Source organism: Zhongshania antarctica, from assembly GCF_014202945.1.
Lineage (GTDB): Bacteria > Pseudomonadota > Gammaproteobacteria > Pseudomonadales > Spongiibacteraceae > Spongiibacter > Spongiibacter antarcticus.
The window spans coordinates 38,145-53,698 of sequence record NZ_JACHHW010000011.1; the positions used below are offsets into that span (position 1 = coordinate 38,145).

A 15,554-nucleotide genomic window follows, 5' to 3' on the forward strand; every position below is an offset into this window, starting at 1 on the left:
GGCGCGCGTCGTGGGGTATAAGGTCAATTGAAAGAATTTAGTCGCACAGCACGTATTGCGGATTTCCTGAAGCGCGAACTGGGTAGTTTTATCCAGAAAGAGCTTCGGGACCCGCGTCTTGGCATGGTTAGCGTGATTGATGCAGAAGTCAGTCGCGACATGAGTCACGCCAAAATTTACGTCACGGTCATGGGTAAAGATTCGGCCGAAGAGGCCAAGGAATCTTTAGACGTGCTCAATAAAGCTTCGGGTTTTTTACGCAGCCAAGTGGCTAAAATCAATAATGCGCGGACTACCCCGCAGCTGCGTTTTTACTACGATAGCAGTATTAATCGTGGTCAACACATCAGTAAATTGATTCAGGATGCGGTCGCGTCTGACCGCAGCCGCTACCCGGAAGATGACGGGGAATAGTTTTGGCAAAAGCTCGTAAAGGGCGACCGATTAACGGCATCTTGGTGCTGGATAAACCCCCAGGTCGTTCTTCTAATGGTGCGATGGTTGTCGCCCGCGCTATCTACCACGCTACTAAAGCCGGTCACACCGGTGCGCTTGATCCCTTGGCTACCGGTGTATTGCCGGTGTGCTTTGGCGAGGCGACCAAATTTTCTCAATACTTACTGGAAGCGGATAAAGAATACCGCAGCACCTTTGTATTTGGTCAGCAGACTGATACCGGTGATTCCCAAGGTGAGATATTGGCTGAGCAAGACGCTTCAAATATAACCGCGGCACAGCTTGAGGCTCAGATCGATACCTTGCGCGGTGATATTCTACAGATACCGCCGATGTATTCTGCGCTTAAGCGCGATGGTAAGCCCTTGTACACTCTGGCGCGCAAGGGTATTACCGTTGAGCGCGAGGCGCGGCCCGTGACAATTCGGGAATTTGAGCTAGAGTCATTTACTGCTGGGCCGTTGGCGGAAGCGGTGGTGCGTGTGGTGTGCACTAAAGGCACTTATATACGCTCGCTTGCCGAAGATTTGGGCGCCGCTTTGGGTGTGGGTGCTCACGTGGCGACCTTGCGTCGCCTGCAGGCCGGGCCGTTTTGCGAGGCTCAGGTGGTGACGACTGAAACCATTCAAGCACTGCGTGATGCGGGGGATTTTGAGGGTTTAGACGCATTATTGCTGCCCATTAGTGATGCGCTTGGGCATATGAATACCCTCACTCTTGGCGATACCGCTGCCTATTATTTACGGCAGGGTCAGGCGGTTCAGGTCTCGGGTGCGCCTACCGAGGGCATGGTCGTCCTAAGCAGTAATGAGGGCGAATTCATGGGAATTGGTGAAATTTTAGACGATGGGCGAGTTACGCCTCGTCGTTTACTTTCAACTATGGGATAATGCGCGGCTGATTTTGCGAAGCTGCCACAAAAATAGCTCGCGCAATATGAAAAATGGAGCTTTGAGTTGATTCTGGGCTTCCGAACCTGACTGTAAATATGCGCGGTCAGGCTCGATTGATAAACGCATATTCGTACTTAAGGAATGTAAAAATGGCATTATCTGCTGTCGAGAAAGCTGAAGTTGTTAAAGACTACCAAACCGCCGAAGGCGATACTGGTTCACCAGAAGTGCAAGTTGCACTGCTGACCGTCAATATTAACAAGCTACAAGGTCACTTCGAAGGCCACAAAAAAGATCACCACTCACGTCGTGGTTTGATCCGTATGGTAAACCAGCGTCGTAAATTGCTGGATTACCTCAAGCGTAAAAACCAAGAGCGTTACAGCAAGCTGATCAAGCGTTTAGGTCTGCGTCGCTAAGAAGAATAAGTGAGGGGGCCTTAGAGGCCCCCTTATTACTTTTATCATCCTTATTTTGGGAGGAATTACTCCGTGAATCCCGTTACTAAAACATTCCAGTGGGGCGGTCAAACTGTCACTCTGGAAACCGGTCGTATAGCCAGACAGGCTAGCGGCGCGGTACTCGTTACCATCGATCAAACCCAAGTTCTGTGTACTGTGGTTGCAGCAAAATCTGCCAAGCCTGGTCAGGATTTCTTCCCGCTGTCTGTGCACTACCAAGAGCGCACTTACGCTGTGGGTAAAATTCCCGGTGGTTTCTTCAAGCGCGAAGCGCGGCCCTCTGAAAAAGAGACGCTGACGTCACGTTTGATCGACCGTCCAATTCGCCCGCTGTTTCCTAAAGGTTTCCAGAACGAAGTTCAGGTTATCTGTACGGTTATGTCTGCAGACAAAGTAAACGATCCAGATATCGCTGCTCTGATCGGTACTTCAGCAGCCTTGGCAATTTCTGGCGTTCCTTTTGCTGGTCCCGTCGGCGCAGCCCGCGTTGGTTTCACCGCCGAAGACGGCTATATCCTCAACCCGACGTTTGAGCAGCTGAAAACCAGCATGCTGGACATGGTTGTTGCCGGTACTCAAGACGCCGTATTAATGGTTGAGTCAGAAGCGAAGCAGCTGACCGAAGACCAAATGTTGGGCGGCGTTCTTTACGCTCACCAGGAAATGCAAGCTGTTGTCCAAGCGATTAAAGAGCTTGCGGCAGACGCGGGCAAGCCATCTTGGGATTGGCAGCCAGAAGCGGAAAACACTGCTTTACTGGGCGCCGTTGCTGAAGGCTTTAAAGCCGGTTTGGGCGATGCTTACCGCATTACTGACAAAATGTTGCGTTACGCCAAAGTTGGCGAATTGCGCAACGAGGCGATTGCTGCCTTGGCCAGTGGTGAAGATGCATTGTACAAAGCAGATGACGTGAAAGGCGTTTTTGCCAAGCTGGAAAAACAAATTGTTCGTCAGCGTATTCTTAATGGCGAGCCGCGTATTGATGGCCGTGATGGTCGCACTGTACGCCCAATTAATGTTGAAGTTGGCGTATTGGGCAAAGCTCACGGTTCAGCGCTGTTTACTCGCGGTGAAACTCAGGCTATTGGTGTGGCAACACTGGGTACGTCTCGCGACGGTCAGTTTGTTGACGCATTGCAGGGCGAGTTTAAAGATCACTTCCTATTGCACTATAACTTCCCTCCCTATTCTGTAGGTGAGTGCGGTCGTATGGGCAGCACGGGTCGTCGCGAAATCGGTCATGGCCGTTTAGCACGTCGCAGCTTAGAAGCGGTATTGCCTACTGTTGAAGAGTTCCCGTACACCATCCGCGTTGTTTCAGAAATCACTGAATCTAACGGTTCAAGCTCCATGGCTTCGGTCTGTGTTGGCAGCTTGTCCTTGATGGATGCTGGTGTGCCCCTGAAAGCACCTGTTGCTGGTATCGCGATGGGTCTGGTTAAGGAAGGCGAGCGTTTTGCCGTTCTGACTGACATCCTCGGCGACGAAGATCACCTTGGCGATATGGACTTTAAAGTTGCTGGTACCGCCGACGGCGTAACGGCACTGCAGATGGACATCAAGATCGAGGGTATTACCCAGAAGATCATGGAAGTCGCTCTGGAGCAGGCTCAGCAGGCTCGTTTGTTGATTCTTGGTCAGATGAACCAAATCCTGGCCAGCTCGCGCAGCGATGTGTCGGACAACGCGCCAAGCATGCACGTGATGAAAGTCGATTCTGACAAGATTCGCGACATCATCGGTAAAGGCGGCGCCACTATTCGCGCAATGTGCGAAGAGACCGGTGCGCAGATCGATATCGAAGACGACGGCACTGTCCGCGTTTACGGTTCTGATGCTGCCTCACGTGACGATGCGGTTAACCGTATTTTGGCGATTACTGCTGAAGCTGAAGTCGGTGCAATTTACACTGGTAAAGTGGCGCGTATCGTTGATTTTGGTGCCTTTGTTACGATTCTGCCGGGTAAAGACGGTCTGGTACACATCTCACAGATTTCTGATGAGCGTGTCGAGAACGTTAGCGATTACCTGACCGAAGGCCAAGACGTACAGGTTAAAGTCCTAGACGTTGACGCCCGTGGCCGCATCAAGCTGTCGATTAAAGAAGTTGCAGCGGAAGCAGCAACTGAAGAGCAAGGTGAGCCTGCCGCTGAATAAGCGCTGCTTTCTTGCTTGACCCAAACCCCGCACTGCGGGGTTTTTTTTGTCTCGATATTTACGTTACTTGTTGTTTGGCGCACTAAATTTGCCGTAGACAGTGTGCCCCGCTGTGGTAATCTTCGGGTGCGGTTAAAAATGTATAAAACAACAAAGGGGATTTTGAATGAAAAAATTACTACTTGCCTCCGCTGTGATGGCTTTTTCTAGCGCTTCGTTCGCGGTTGCACCGGGTGGACCGAATTGTGGTTGGGGCAATATGCTGTTTGCCGGTCAATCTGGCTTGCCTTCGCACCTGGTTGCGTCAATCACCAATGGCACGTCTGGCAATAACACCTTTGGCATGACTTTGGGCACCAACGGTTGTTCAGCAGACGGCACCTTGACCTACGGCGGCAAGAAAATGATTAATGTCGGCGCCATCATGGACGAGTTCTCTGAAGACGTTGCCCGTGGCGATGGCGAAGCATTAACGGCTGTTGCTGTGTCACTGGGTATTAGCGCAGAAGATCGCCCGGTATTTAAAGCGGCAATGCACCAGCACTTTGACAGCCTGTTCCCACAGGGTGATGTCAACGCCGATGCCGTGGTGGCGTCCATGTTTCAAATTATGAAAAGTGATCAGCGCTTAGCGAAATACGCTGCCTAAATTTTCTTTTTATCAGTGCGATAACGGTCCCTCGGGGCCGTTTTTTTATACAAGGAATTTTATGACGCGTTTACTCGCTGCAATGATGGGGTTTGTATTCTGCGTTCCCGCCTTCGCCTTAGATGCTAATCGCCAGGGCGTAGACGTAAGCGCGCTGGCACAGAGTAATTCATGGCGAGCTTTGTTGCATATTCCCTGGGGCGAAAATAAACACAGCTATATTGATGACCCCCGGTATTTTCTTGCTAAAGACGGTCCAAGTAATCGGACTGCCGAACTTGTTGCAACATTGGCTGCTTTTGCGCAGGACCCTGAGTCAACGGCCTGCCGTTTTCCTGCTCGTTACCAATGGCTGCAGCAGGAGGGTGTATTGCCACCAACGTTGTTGGCGCACTGTGACGAGTACCAACAGTGGCGAACGCAAACTGATATAAATCGAGTGGTCTTGGTGCTGGCTGCGAGTTATTTAAACAGTCCCTCGTCAATGTATGGCCATACATTTCTACGACTCGACCCGGCGGGTGAGCGCAGCGAGAGCGCCTTTTTATCTTACGCGCTGAATTTTGCCGCGAATATTCCCGCTGGTGAAAACGGTTTGTTATATGCGTATCGGGGCATCTTGGGGGGGTATCCTGGGTTGTTCAGTATGCAGCCTTATTATGAAAAAATTCAGGAGTATAGCCGCCTAGAAAACCGCGATATGTGGGCCTACCCCCTGCGCCTAAGCGCCGAACAGATCGATACTCTGCTTGCGCATACTTGGGAATTGCGGGAGATTAATTTTGATTATTATTACTTTGACGAAAATTGTTCCTTCCGCCTGCTAGAGTTATTGGAAGTGGCGTTGCCGGACGTGGATTTGACCTCCCGCTTTACCCGCGCGGCAATGCCCGTCGATACCGTGCGGGCAGTTATCGATGCTGGTTTAACGGAAGAACCGGAGTACCGGGCTTCAAAGCGGGTTGAGCTCGAATTATTGCTGGCGGACTTTAACGGTGAGCAGCGACGGTTGATAAACGCCTTGGCGACACGGGATGATGCGCTTGCAAGCGCAGATTTTGTTCGTTACGTCGATCTGGAGCGTCAAGCCATGGCGATGGCGGCTTACCGCTATTTGCGTTACAGCGATAATCGCGCGCAGCGCAGCAGCGCGGGGGCTGCGCGTAGTTTGGCGCTGCTGCGTGAAGTGCAAGGTCACGGCAGGATCGAGTGGCCACAAGCGCTATCGCCGGCCCAGCCAGATCAGGGGCACCCGACATCGTTGTTTGCTTTGAATGTGGGTTCCCGTGATGACCGTCAGTACAGTACTGCCGAGTGGCGGATTAGTTATCACGATGCTTTAGATTCCGCTGTAGGCTATCCCGCTGGTGCAAGCTTGAGCATGGGGCGTCTAGAAGTGCGCTGGCAGGAGGGGCGTAACGCGGACGATGATAATATTCAATTGCAGCGCTTTGACCCGGTGGCCATCCGCTCATTGGCGCCGCGCAATGGCTTTTTTTCGCCGCTGAGTTGGCAGGTCGACGCGGGGCTAGAGCGTTTAGACGACGCGCCTGAACAGAGTTTGGTGAGCCGTGTCAGCGGCGGGGCGGGCTTTAGTGCTGGCGTATTGGGTGGCGTGGCGTATGCGCTGCCGGGGCTGCGCCTGGAGTATAACGGTGATGCGAAACAGCATTTGCGCCTTGCGCCACACGTCGCGTTGGGCCAGTTGTGGCAGGGCGCTGTGCTGGCCACCGAATTGAGCTTTAGTTACAGTGATTTTGGCGGCGACGGCGAGCGTCGCAGCGTTAGCGTCAGCAGTAATTGGGCCTTCTCGAGCGCGTATGCCTTGCGCGGTTCGGTGGTCTACCGTCATCAACCCTGGGGCGAGTCGACTGGAATAGAATTGCAATGGCGCTATTATTTTTGAGCTTTAGTCGAATGTTGGCGGTTGCCGTATGCTGGCGCAAACCCGGTGTTTTGCTGCTGTTATGCTTTCAGCTTAGTGCTTGTGAAGGCCTGCTGTTTTTCCCTCAGCAGCAATTGTTACGGACCCCAGCGGATGTTGGCTTGAGCTATAGCGACGTGCAGATCGCGCTCGATGACAGCGCTAAGTTGCGCGCGTGGTGGCTGCCAGCAGTCGGCGAAGCCACAGCAACCGTGCTATTTGCCCACGGCAATGCTGAAAATATTAGCACCCATTTGGCCAGTGTGTATTGGCTGCCCGCGCAGGGGGTCAATGTACTGCTCATTGATTACCGCGGTTATGGTGGCTCACTAGGCCGACCAAGTGTCGCGTCGGCGCAAGAGGATATCCTCGCGAGTTTGGTATGGTTACAAGATCAGCCTCCGCTACAAGAAACGCCGATTCTGGTCTTAGGTCAAAGCCTGGGCGCGAGTTTGGCGGGCGTCGTTGTGGCACGTCATCGCAGGGATATTGCTAATTTAGCTGGGGTGATTTTAGACGCGGGATTTACCGGGTATAGTGCCATTGCCAAGACCGTGGCAGCCGCGAATTACGTGACGTGGCCTTTGCAATATCCCGTCGCGTGGGCGATGCCCAAGGGTCAGGATTTGATTGCGGAAATTGCTGAGATTGCGCCGCTGCCGCTATTGTTGATTCATGGCCGCAGCGATCCCGTTGTGCCATATGCTAATGCGATGGCGCTATACGCTGCGGCGGCACCGCCGCGCCAGCTGCTCAGTTACGATGGCGGTCATATTGAAACCTTTAACCATCCGCACGCGGGCATGCAAAACCGGGCCACCGTCATGGATTTTATTCGCAAGGCGGTGGCCGAGTGGCGCTAAGCCGAATTTGGCCTTTAGTGCTGATGTCCGCCTTCGCCGTGGGCGTGACGGTGACGAATTTCTTCGTCAGTGGCGTCGCGAATGTCCTTGATTAGCACTTTAAAGCTCAAGGTTTGGCCCGCAAGTGGGTGATTGAGGTCGATATCTACCGCAAATTTGCCAACTTTAACCACGGTCGCTTGGCGCATGCCCTTGTCGGTGTTAAAACTAATCGCTTGGCCGGGCTTCATTTTGCCTTCGTGCTTGAGGTATTTGGCAGGAATACGCTCTTGTTTATTGGGCTCTACGTGGCCGTAAGCGTCTTCAGGCGCGAGGGTAACCTCAAACTCCTCACCGACTTTGTGACCCGCCATGGCCGCTTCTAAGCCGCTGATGATATTGTCGGCGCCGTGCATATACAGCGACGGGGTATCGTTAAAATTGTTTTCTAATACCGTGCCCTGGCTATCGCGAAGTTCGTAGTGAAATGACACCACCTTATTTTTGCTGATTTCCATCTTGTCTCCTCGTCGCGATTGGATATCGCACCGCAATCTTAAGCCGCGTATAGTAATCGTGAAATTCGCCCAGTGGTAGCTTTGCCTGGCTGAATATAATGGAGAAACGGTATGGGCGAGGTCATCCCCTTTAAACGTCGCCCATCGGGGCGCAAGGCAGCGAGCAGTTTATGTCGCGAGGGGCATCATAAATGGCGGGTCGATAAGGCTAAGCAGTTTGATGTAAAGCAGGGCAAGTTAGTGACGGTATACCGGTGTGAACGCTGCGGTGAACAGAAAATCACCGCACATTGAGGTACTTACTGGATTTCGATTGAGCCACCGTGATTGATTTCATCACTGATTAAGGCGAGCCAGTTTTGCGCTTCATCTAGGCCTTCAACGGCTTTGACGACGCAGGCGAGGCCGAGTAAATGCTCGCGGAGTAACACGCGCATTGGTAAGTCGTGCTCCTGAGCTTGCTCTTGTAGGAACAGAAATGCCTGGGCGCTAATGTCGTCGATATGCATCTGCTGCGTATTTTGACGATATTCTGCTAGTCTAACAACTTTTGGGGCGGCCATTTCAGATCTCCTTTGGTCAACTTGTAATCAAGTATAGGGGGCTGAGCGGATTTAACCCTTCGTAATTACCCGTACTGCAGCGAGTGTTCACTAGTCCCCATTGCTGCCGTATTGAGGAGTTGTATTAAATTAGGGGCTGTCCACACGAATGGGCTTACGTCTGTTTGCTGTGGTTAGACTCTAGAATCATTGTTTAAGGATTAAATAACACTGTATGTCGGAAACTATTGTGATTGGCGCTGACGGCGTCGAACAAATGCCATTAAAGAGCTACACCGAGAAAGCCTACTTGGACTACTCGATGTACGTTATTTTAGATCGCGCCCTGCCAAATATTGCCGATGGCTTAAAGCCAGTGCAGCGGCGGATTGTCTACGCAATGAGTGAGCTGGGGCTCAAGGCCAACGCCAAGTATAAGAAGTCGGCGCGTACCGTTGGTGACGTCATCGGTAAATTCCACCCCCACGGTGACAGTGCGGTCTACGAGGCGATGGTGTTGATGTCTCAGGACTTCTCCTACCGTTACCCACTTATTGACGGTCAGGGTAACTGGGGTTCTCCCGACGATCCAAAGTCATTCGCGGCAATGCGTTATACCGAGTCTAAGCTCACCAAATACGCTGAAGTGCTATTGAGCGAGCTGGGTCAGGGTACCGTTGATTGGGTGCCAAATTTTGACGGCGCCATGGATGAGCCGTCGACCATGCCTGCGCGGGTGCCGAATATACTGCTCAATGGCACCACCGGTATTGCGGTGGGCATGGCCACGGATATTCCCCCCCATAATTTGCGTGAAGTAGTCAGCGCCTGCATACATTTGTTAGATGCGCCCAATGCCTCGGTAGCCGAACTGTGTGAGCATGTTAAAGGCCCAGATTTTCCGACCGATGCTGAAATTATTACGCCGCCGGAAGACCTGCGTAAAATGTATGAAACCGGTCGTGGCTCGCTGCGAATGCGTGCGCTTTGGCAGGAGGAGGGTGACGATATCGTTATTACCTCGCTGCCCCATCAGACCTCAGGCTCCAAAGTGCTAGAGCAAATTGCCGCGCAGATGCAGGCCAAAAAGCTGCCGATGGTGGTGGACTTGCGCGACGAGTCTGACCATGAGAATCCGACGCGATTAGTGGTTATACCCCGTTCCAATAGGGTTGATGCGCAAGCGGTAATGAATCACTTGTTTGCCACCACCGACTTGGAGCGCAGCTACCGGGTCAATATGAATATGATCGGCCTTGACGGTCGCCCTCAAGTGAAAAGCCTCGACAAAATTCTTAGCGAATGGCTAGAGATTCGAACCAACACTACGCGTCGTCGCCTTGAATTCCGCTTGGACAAAGTGCTTAAGCGCTTACATATTCTCGACGCCTTATTAATTGCCTTTTTGAATATTGACGAGGTTATCGCCATTATTCGCGAAGAAGAGCAGCCCAAGCCAGTCTTGATGGCACGCTTTGACTTGACGGATACCCAAGCTGAAGCGGTTTTAGAATTAAAATTGCGGCAGTTGGCTAAGCTTGAAGAGATGAAAATTCGCGGTGAACAAGAAGAGTTAGCGAAGGAGCGCGATTCGCTAGAGCAAACCTTAGGCTCGTCTCGGCGCATGAAAACTCTAGTTCGCAAAGAATTGCTGGCGGTTGCCGAGGAATTTGGCGACGAGCGGCGCTCACCATTGGTGGTGCGCGCAGAGGCTAAAGCCTTCTTGGAGGAAGATATTGTCTCTGCCGAACCCGTTACCGTGGTTCTGTCAGAAATGGGTTGGATTCGCGCCGGCAAAGGCCATGATATTGACCCAGTGAGTTTGAGTTATAAATCTGGCGACCGCTACAACTTGGTTGCGCGGGGCCGCAGTAATCAGCCGGTGATTATTCTCGACAGTACGGGGCGCAGTTACACCGTAGCCGCGCATACCCTACCGTCGGCGCGGGGCCAAGGCGAGCCGTTAACCGGCCGAATTAATCCGCCTTCCGGCGTGAGCTTTACTGGCATGATGATGGGGGGTGACGAGGGTTATTACTTGCTCGCGTCGGATGCGGGCTACGGCTTTATTGCCAAATTGGCAGAGCTACAGAGTAAAAATAAGGCGGGCAAAGCGGCGTTGACCTTACCCAATGGCGCAAAAGTGCTGCCACCGATTGCCATTGCCGAATTGACCAATAGCTATGTGGTGGCGGTGACGACGGAAGGTCGGATGTTGATTTTTCCTGCCGCAGAACTACCCGTCATGCCGCGTGGCAAAGGCAATAAGATGATTGGTATTCCGTCGGCGCGCCTAGCGAGCCGCGAAGAGTATGTGACGGCAGTGGCGATTTTTGGTGAACGGGACGTGTTGAAGGTGATCTCTGGTAAGCGCCATTTATCCCTTAAGTTTGCTGAACTCGAACACTATGTGGGTGAGCGCGGCCGTCGTGGTCACAAATTGCCCCGCGGTTTCCAAAAAGTAGATGCCTTGGAGACCATCAGCCCTAATTAATTAGGGCTGTCTGCATGATCTTCGTGTTGGCGTAAACTGTCTTGCTTGAAGGATTCAAGGCTCAGCTTTTTTAGCTGGGTCTGCTGACGCTCAAGCAAGTCGTTATACGGCGATTTCATACCGATTACCTGATTGCCCCGGAAATCGCCCCACGCCTCTATGCGCTCGTGTTGCCGGCTGCTTTTATCCAGCCAGGTGCCCTTGCCCTCGGCGGTGGCGTCGTGCAGTAGATCGATGGCGGCGCACTCCAGTGATGCACACTCCCAGTGATCGCCCTCGCCAAGGATATGGGCGATACCGGCGCGGCTGCGCAAAATTTTATCGAGCTTTTGAAATAGCTCGGCGCAGCACAGTGCACGGAACAGCGGATGATCGGTGTCGGGCACCTCAAAAAAGCGCAGGCTGATGGCATTGTGGCGGTGTACCACTATATCGGCGTGGTAGAGTCGAGCGATGGCTTCGCCCCGGGCGTAGCTGGTGCGCAGATGGTCGCGAAAACTGTCGGGGGCCATCTGGGCTTGCAAGGCATCGTAGGCCTGCCAGTGGCAGTGCAGGACATAATAATCTTTAAAGCGGTTTTTGCCGAGTTTACTTAGGCGTATTTGGGGTTTGTGGATTTCTTCGAGAAGCTTACCGAGGCTGTCGCTGCCGCGATACAAGCAATCATCATTGCGCAGTGGTTGCGCTAGCCTAGCTCTAGCCAGCTCCAGAAGTTCTTCAATACGTCGCAGCGGAACGGCAACAATGGCGTAGCTAAAGCAGGCAAGCAGTCCGGTTAAAATCAGTAGGGTTTTACCGAGATCGCGAATTTCATCGCCAATTAATTCTCGGCTCAGCGAAAGTTTAACTAAGCCTAGGCGGCCGTCGGCAGCGACCTGTGCTTCGTAATTGAGGTTTTCTGCGCGCCAGTGGCCCGCTTCTGCGACCGCTTCTTCGCGGGCATTCGAAATACTGCCATAGACGATCAGTGGGCTATTAATATAATCCTGCAATATGGCCTGCAAGCTGACCTTATCGTTGCGCAGCAGTGCTTGCTGGCTTTGTGACGCGAGTTGATTTGTCCACTGCTGACCAATCATGCGGGTGGTTTCCAGCAGTATTTGCTTGCTGGCGGTCATGCTGGTGAGTAATAAGGTTAGGCCAGCGAGTGCGCAAATGAGCGCGGTAATCAATCCGCATTTGGCGGATAAGGGGAGCTTTAGGAGCTGCTTTAGCATTTACTATCATTCCATCCGGAATTAGAAGTTTTATTGGTAATGCGAGTATATCAAGGCTCGCAGCACTTGGGTGGAATCCCGTCAACCGCTACAATACCCCGATTACCGTAGGGGGTGGTGTGAACGAAATCATATTGATCAATATTGCCGGAGATGATCGTCCGGGGGTGACCAGTAGCATTACCGGTATTCTAGCTGACCACGGGGTGAATATCCTCGATATTGGTCAAGCCGTCATACACGATAATTTAGCACTGGGTTTATTGGTAGAGGTGCCCGCGAGTGCTGAAGCGGCGAGTATCCTTAAAGATATCCTGTTTCGTACCCACGAAATGCAAATGCAGGTGCGATTCTTACCCGTTAGCCCCGAGAGCTATAACCAATGGGTAACTGGACAGGGTAAGCAGCGCCATATAGTGACGCTGTTGGCGCGCAAAATCACTGGGCGTCACATCGCCAGTGTTACCGATATTGTGTCGCGTTATGAGCTTAATATTGACCGTATTGACCGTTTATCTGGTCGGGTGCCGCTAGAAGGTGTGGCGCAGCAGTCTAAAGCCTGTGTTGAGTTGTCGGTGCGGGGCAATTTAGTGGATGCCTCTGATTTCCGTCGGGAGCTATTGCACCTAGCGAGTGAGTTGGACATTGATATTGCCTACCAAGAAGACAATATGTTCCGGCGAACGCGGCGCTTAGTGGCCTTTGATATGGATTCAACCCTGATTGAAGCCGAGGTCATTGATGAGTTAGCAAAAGCGGCGGGTGTGGGCGAGCAGGTTGCCGAGATCACTGAGCGGGCTATGCGCGGCGAGATTGATTTTACCGAGAGTTTTAAGGCCCGGGTCGCGCTGCTCAAGGGCTTGGATGAGTCTGTGCTTGAGGGTATTGCCGCCAGCTTGAAAATTACTGAAGGCGCTGAAAAACTTGTGTCTACCTTAAAGCAGCTAGGCTATAAGACCGCGATATTGTCTGGCGGTTTTAGCTACTTTGGTCAGTACCTCCAGCAAAAACTCGGTATCGACTATGTGTATGCCAATGAGTTGGTTATTCGCGATGGCCGCGTGACCGGCGAGGTTGAGGGCATTGTGGTTGACGGGCAGCGCAAGGCGGAGTTATTGCGTGAAATTGCCCAGCGTGAAGGCTTAAATCTAGAGCAGGTTATTGCGGTGGGTGATGGGGCTAACGATTTGCCTATGCTTAGTATTGCCGGGCTAGGTATAGCGTTTCGGGCTAAGCCCATCGTTAGAGAAAATGCCAAGCAGTCGATTTCGACCCTGGGGCTGGACGGTATTTTGTACCTACTTGGCATCAGCGACCGCCATACCAACTAAATAGTGTCGCGGCAGGAGTACCTCCTGCCGTGAGTGTTAGTTGAACGAGGCAAATTCGTAGTTCATGCTCGGCATGGGTTCGTTGACGTAGCTGCCCTGGATGAAGTCAGGTCCCAATTGCCAGAGCATGGCGAGGGTGGCGGCGCTGCCCACATTGGGGATTAATACCCTGCTTTTAAGCATTTTGGCTTGGGCAACAATATCTTTGATTTGTTCGTCGCTCGGGGTGTCAGTCTTTCTAAAGCCGGGTTTTACCAAATGTGGCTGAATGTGCGATAGAAACTTATTGCCTTTTTGGGCGCGACCGAAGTTGCGAACACTGAGCGCAGACCCCATTTTTTGTAGTTGTTGCGCGAAGTTCAACGCCGGCTTTAAGGCGTTGGCAATACTTTCTTCATTAAACTGCAATATGACCGACGACGGCGGTAGGCCCGCAGCTTTAAACGCGACACTCAACCACGAGCAAAATTCTGGGTCGTGAAAAACATTGCCGCTGAGGTTGATGATGAGTTTTAGGTCTTGGCCGGTCTGGCGTTCTTTGGCCAATTGTTTGGTCGCCTCAACCACAATCCAGTGGTCGAGTTTGTTGTTGTCGGGCTCTTGTTCTATGACGCGCAATAATTCGCCTGCGGTGACTTCGCCTTCTACCCAGTCTTTTATATCCAAGGAGGCTTCGTAGTGGTCGCCGTCGGCGTTGCCGAGATTAATCATCGGTTGGAATAGTAGGGTGAGTCGGCCTTGGTTTAAGGCTTCGCTGGCTAGTGAGGTCGCGGCGTCCAGGGTGCTGAGCTGTTGACGTTCACGGTGACAAATCTCGGCGTTATTGCCACCCGCGAGAAAGATTTTTTCGGCGCCGTGGAATAGGGTGTCAAGCAACACGCTCGCCCGCGGTGGGGTCAGATGGTTGATGGGCATAATCGCAATGCTGGCGGTGCACTGCAGTGACTTCTTTTTGATTTCAAAGATGTCATTTTCAATGGTTTTGCACAGTTCCAAGCCCATTTCTAAGGCTGCATCACTGCTCACGTGGTGGCAGATAGCCGCGATCATGTCGTCGGCCACTCGGCCATAGAATTGGGCGGGCATAACCTCGCGAACATGCTTGCTGATCGCCTCGAGTATTTTCTCAACATCAAGCAGACTCGAACTCTGTCGCAGCTTGCTAAAGCGGTCGAGGGATAACAGGATCAAGGACGAGTCACTATTGCGCTCATTCTCAATAAATTCCTGCAATACCTCTTGAAACCGGTATTTATTGCTCATTTGAGTGCTGAGATCCACGCCGTTGAACTGATTATTGCTGTCGTTAATATTTAGGCTAAGCTGAATGCACGCTTCCCCATCGTAGTTAGCGCTATTGCAGGTAATCAGTGTTTTAATTTCGCGGCCGTCGCTGTGGGCGAAACTAATCTCAAGTTGTTGTTGGTCCTTATTTAACTGCTGCTTTTTAAGGGCATTCTTAAAGCGGTCCTGATCTTTGTTGGTGATCAAGTCAACAATGGGGAAACCTTCCAAATCTTCATTGCCCATATGTTCACAAAAGGGCGGGTTAGCATAAATAATCATCCCGTCGGTGATATAAGCGAGCGGGTCGAGATGGTCGGCAAGCAGTAGTTCGTTGCGTCCTTCCGCTTCTTTAAGGTCAATTTCACGCTGTTTTAATTGGCGGCGAAGCGTTTGGCTACGTTGTTCGCGGAGCGCGGCGCCCACGATCTGAGGAACGTCGTATTTGCTGATAATGTCCGTGACCGCCGGATCTGGGGGATTTAATGGATCTCCTTCGCCCATAAATATCAGGGAAATATCGACTTGGTGTTTGCGCAGAATGTGCCCGCAGCGCTGCACGTCAAGTTGCGAGCGCTCGGCGTCAAAGATAAGTACATCCCATTGTTTTTCAAGAATGACTTCAGCGAGCTTTTCGCCGGTTTCAATACCTTGAGTGTGGGCTACTCGCCCAGCGCGCCGGCAGCAGGCAATGATTTGTTCGGCGTCATTGTCCGCTAGACAAAACAGCAGGATATTGATAGCGGTGTCGTTACTCATAATGACTCATTACGTGGTGATACTTGG

General features: G+C 52.1%; 14 protein-coding genes. 10 read left to right on the top strand and 4 right to left on the bottom strand.

Annotation, left to right across the window (positions count from 1 at the left end):
* Positions 1 to 27: 27 nt before the first annotated feature.
* The 7 genes from rbfA to HNQ57_RS16035 all read left to right on the top strand — a co-directional run bounded on the left by rbfA (position 28) and on the right by HNQ57_RS16035 (position 7,403).
* Entirely contained in the window at positions 28 to 414 is a 387-nt protein-coding gene (gene rbfA / locus HNQ57_RS16005; protein WP_008250518.1) for a 30S ribosome-binding factor RbfA, read from the top strand.
* Between the two features lie 2 nt (positions 415 to 416).
* Positions 417 to 1,346, top strand: coding sequence for a tRNA pseudouridine(55) synthase TruB (gene truB / locus HNQ57_RS16010; protein ID WP_184464675.1), 930 nt, complete (start codon positions 417 to 419; stop codon positions 1,344 to 1,346).
* Positions 1,347 to 1,498: 152 nt separating this feature from the next.
* Positions 1,499 to 1,768: a 30S ribosomal protein S15 gene (gene rpsO, locus HNQ57_RS16015; RefSeq protein ID WP_008250520.1), complete on the top strand. Its 270-nt coding sequence runs from the start codon at positions 1,499 to 1,501 to the stop codon at positions 1,766 to 1,768.
* Positions 1,769 to 1,840: 72 nt separating this feature from the next.
* A complete protein-coding gene (gene pnp / locus HNQ57_RS16020) occupies positions 1,841 to 3,967 on the top strand; it encodes a polyribonucleotide nucleotidyltransferase (protein WP_184464676.1) in 2,127 nt (708 codons plus the stop codon).
* A gap of 166 nt (positions 3,968 to 4,133) precedes the next feature.
* Entirely contained in the window at positions 4,134 to 4,616 is a 483-nt protein-coding gene (locus tag HNQ57_RS16025) for a DUF3015 domain-containing protein (protein ID WP_008250523.1), read from the top strand.
* Positions 4,617 to 4,677: 61 nt separating this feature from the next.
* Positions 4,678 to 6,522: an Lnb N-terminal periplasmic domain-containing protein gene (locus HNQ57_RS16030; RefSeq protein ID WP_184464677.1), complete on the top strand. Its 1,845-nt coding sequence runs from the start codon at positions 4,678 to 4,680 to the stop codon at positions 6,520 to 6,522.
* Positions 6,504 to 7,403 (top strand): alpha/beta hydrolase, encoded by a 900-nt coding sequence (locus tag HNQ57_RS16035; protein ID WP_184464678.1) that lies wholly within the window; start codon positions 6,504 to 6,506, stop codon positions 7,401 to 7,403. Before HNQ57_RS16030 ends, HNQ57_RS16035 begins: the two co-directional genes overlap by 19 nt.
* A 14-nt stretch (positions 7,404 to 7,417) precedes the next feature.
* Here HNQ57_RS16035 and HNQ57_RS16040 read toward each other — a convergent pair whose 3' ends face one another.
* The gene (locus tag HNQ57_RS16040) at positions 7,418 to 7,900 is read right to left on the bottom strand and encodes an FKBP-type peptidyl-prolyl cis-trans isomerase (RefSeq protein ID WP_008250531.1); all 483 of its coding nucleotides are present in this window, start codon (positions 7,898 to 7,900) and stop codon (positions 7,418 to 7,420) included.
* A gap of 111 nt (positions 7,901 to 8,011) precedes the next feature.
* Between HNQ57_RS16040 and HNQ57_RS16045 the strand changes: the two genes are divergently transcribed.
* Positions 8,012 to 8,194, top strand: coding sequence for a hypothetical protein (locus HNQ57_RS16045; protein ID WP_184464679.1), 183 nt, complete (start codon positions 8,012 to 8,014; stop codon positions 8,192 to 8,194).
* A 5-nt stretch (positions 8,195 to 8,199) separates the two neighbouring features.
* Here HNQ57_RS16045 and HNQ57_RS16050 read toward each other — a convergent pair whose 3' ends face one another.
* Positions 8,200 to 8,463 (bottom strand): hypothetical protein, encoded by a 264-nt coding sequence (locus HNQ57_RS16050; RefSeq protein ID WP_008250535.1) that lies wholly within the window; start codon positions 8,461 to 8,463, stop codon positions 8,200 to 8,202.
* A 214-nt stretch (positions 8,464 to 8,677) separates the two neighbouring features.
* On the opposite strand from HNQ57_RS16050, the gene parC reads away from it, so the two are divergent.
* A complete protein-coding gene (gene parC / locus HNQ57_RS16055) occupies positions 8,678 to 10,936 on the top strand; it encodes a DNA topoisomerase IV subunit A (protein WP_184464680.1) in 2,259 nt (752 codons plus the stop codon).
* On the opposite strand, the gene HNQ57_RS16060 is transcribed toward parC, so the two are convergent.
* On the bottom strand, positions 10,933 to 12,153 hold the full coding sequence (locus HNQ57_RS16060; RefSeq protein ID WP_184464681.1) for a hypothetical protein: 1,221 nt from the start codon (positions 12,151 to 12,153) through the stop codon (positions 10,933 to 10,935). The two genes, parC and HNQ57_RS16060, sit on opposite strands and share 4 nt — an antisense overlap.
* A gap of 119 nt (positions 12,154 to 12,272) precedes the next feature.
* On the opposite strand from HNQ57_RS16060, the gene serB reads away from it, so the two are divergent.
* Positions 12,273 to 13,484 carry a phosphoserine phosphatase SerB gene (serB, locus tag HNQ57_RS16065; protein WP_184464682.1) on the top strand — a complete coding sequence of 404 codons (1,212 nt, stop codon included), beginning with the start codon at positions 12,273 to 12,275 and terminating at the stop codon, positions 13,482 to 13,484.
* Positions 13,485 to 13,520: 36 nt separating this feature from the next.
* On the opposite strand, the gene HNQ57_RS16070 is transcribed toward serB, so the two are convergent.
* Positions 13,521 to 15,527: a sensor domain-containing phosphodiesterase gene (locus HNQ57_RS16070; RefSeq protein WP_184464683.1), complete on the bottom strand. Its 2,007-nt coding sequence runs from the start codon at positions 15,525 to 15,527 to the stop codon at positions 13,521 to 13,523.
* Positions 15,528 to 15,554 lie beyond the last annotated feature (27 nt).

What these genes read in the sequence shown, in the direction of transcription:
- HNQ57_RS16070 (WP_184464683.1), bottom strand. Translation starts at nt 15,527, where the DNA reads ATGAGTAACGACACCGCTATCAATATCCTGCTGTTTTGTCTAGCGGAC.
- HNQ57_RS16025 (WP_008250523.1), top strand. Translation starts at nt 4,134, where the DNA reads ATGAAAAAATTACTACTTGCCTCCGCTGTGATGGCTTTTTCTAGCGCT.
- HNQ57_RS16040 (WP_008250531.1), bottom strand. Translation starts at nt 7,900, where the DNA reads ATGGAAATCAGCAAAAATAAGGTGGTGTCATTTCACTACGAACTTCGC.
- parC (WP_184464680.1), top strand. Translation starts at nt 8,678, where the DNA reads ATGTCGGAAACTATTGTGATTGGCGCTGACGGCGTCGAACAAATGCCA.
- HNQ57_RS16030 (WP_184464677.1), top strand. Translation starts at nt 4,678, where the DNA reads ATGACGCGTTTACTCGCTGCAATGATGGGGTTTGTATTCTGCGTTCCC.
- HNQ57_RS16035 (WP_184464678.1), top strand. Translation starts at nt 6,504, where the DNA reads ATGGCGCTATTATTTTTGAGCTTTAGTCGAATGTTGGCGGTTGCCGTA.
- HNQ57_RS16060 (WP_184464681.1), bottom strand. Translation starts at nt 12,153, where the DNA reads ATGCTAAAGCAGCTCCTAAAGCTCCCCTTATCCGCCAAATGCGGATTG.
- HNQ57_RS16045 (WP_184464679.1), top strand. Translation starts at nt 8,012, where the DNA reads ATGGGCGAGGTCATCCCCTTTAAACGTCGCCCATCGGGGCGCAAGGCA.
- rpsO (WP_008250520.1), top strand. Translation starts at nt 1,499, where the DNA reads ATGGCATTATCTGCTGTCGAGAAAGCTGAAGTTGTTAAAGACTACCAA.
- HNQ57_RS16050 (WP_008250535.1), bottom strand. Translation starts at nt 8,463, where the DNA reads ATGGCCGCCCCAAAAGTTGTTAGACTAGCAGAATATCGTCAAAATACG.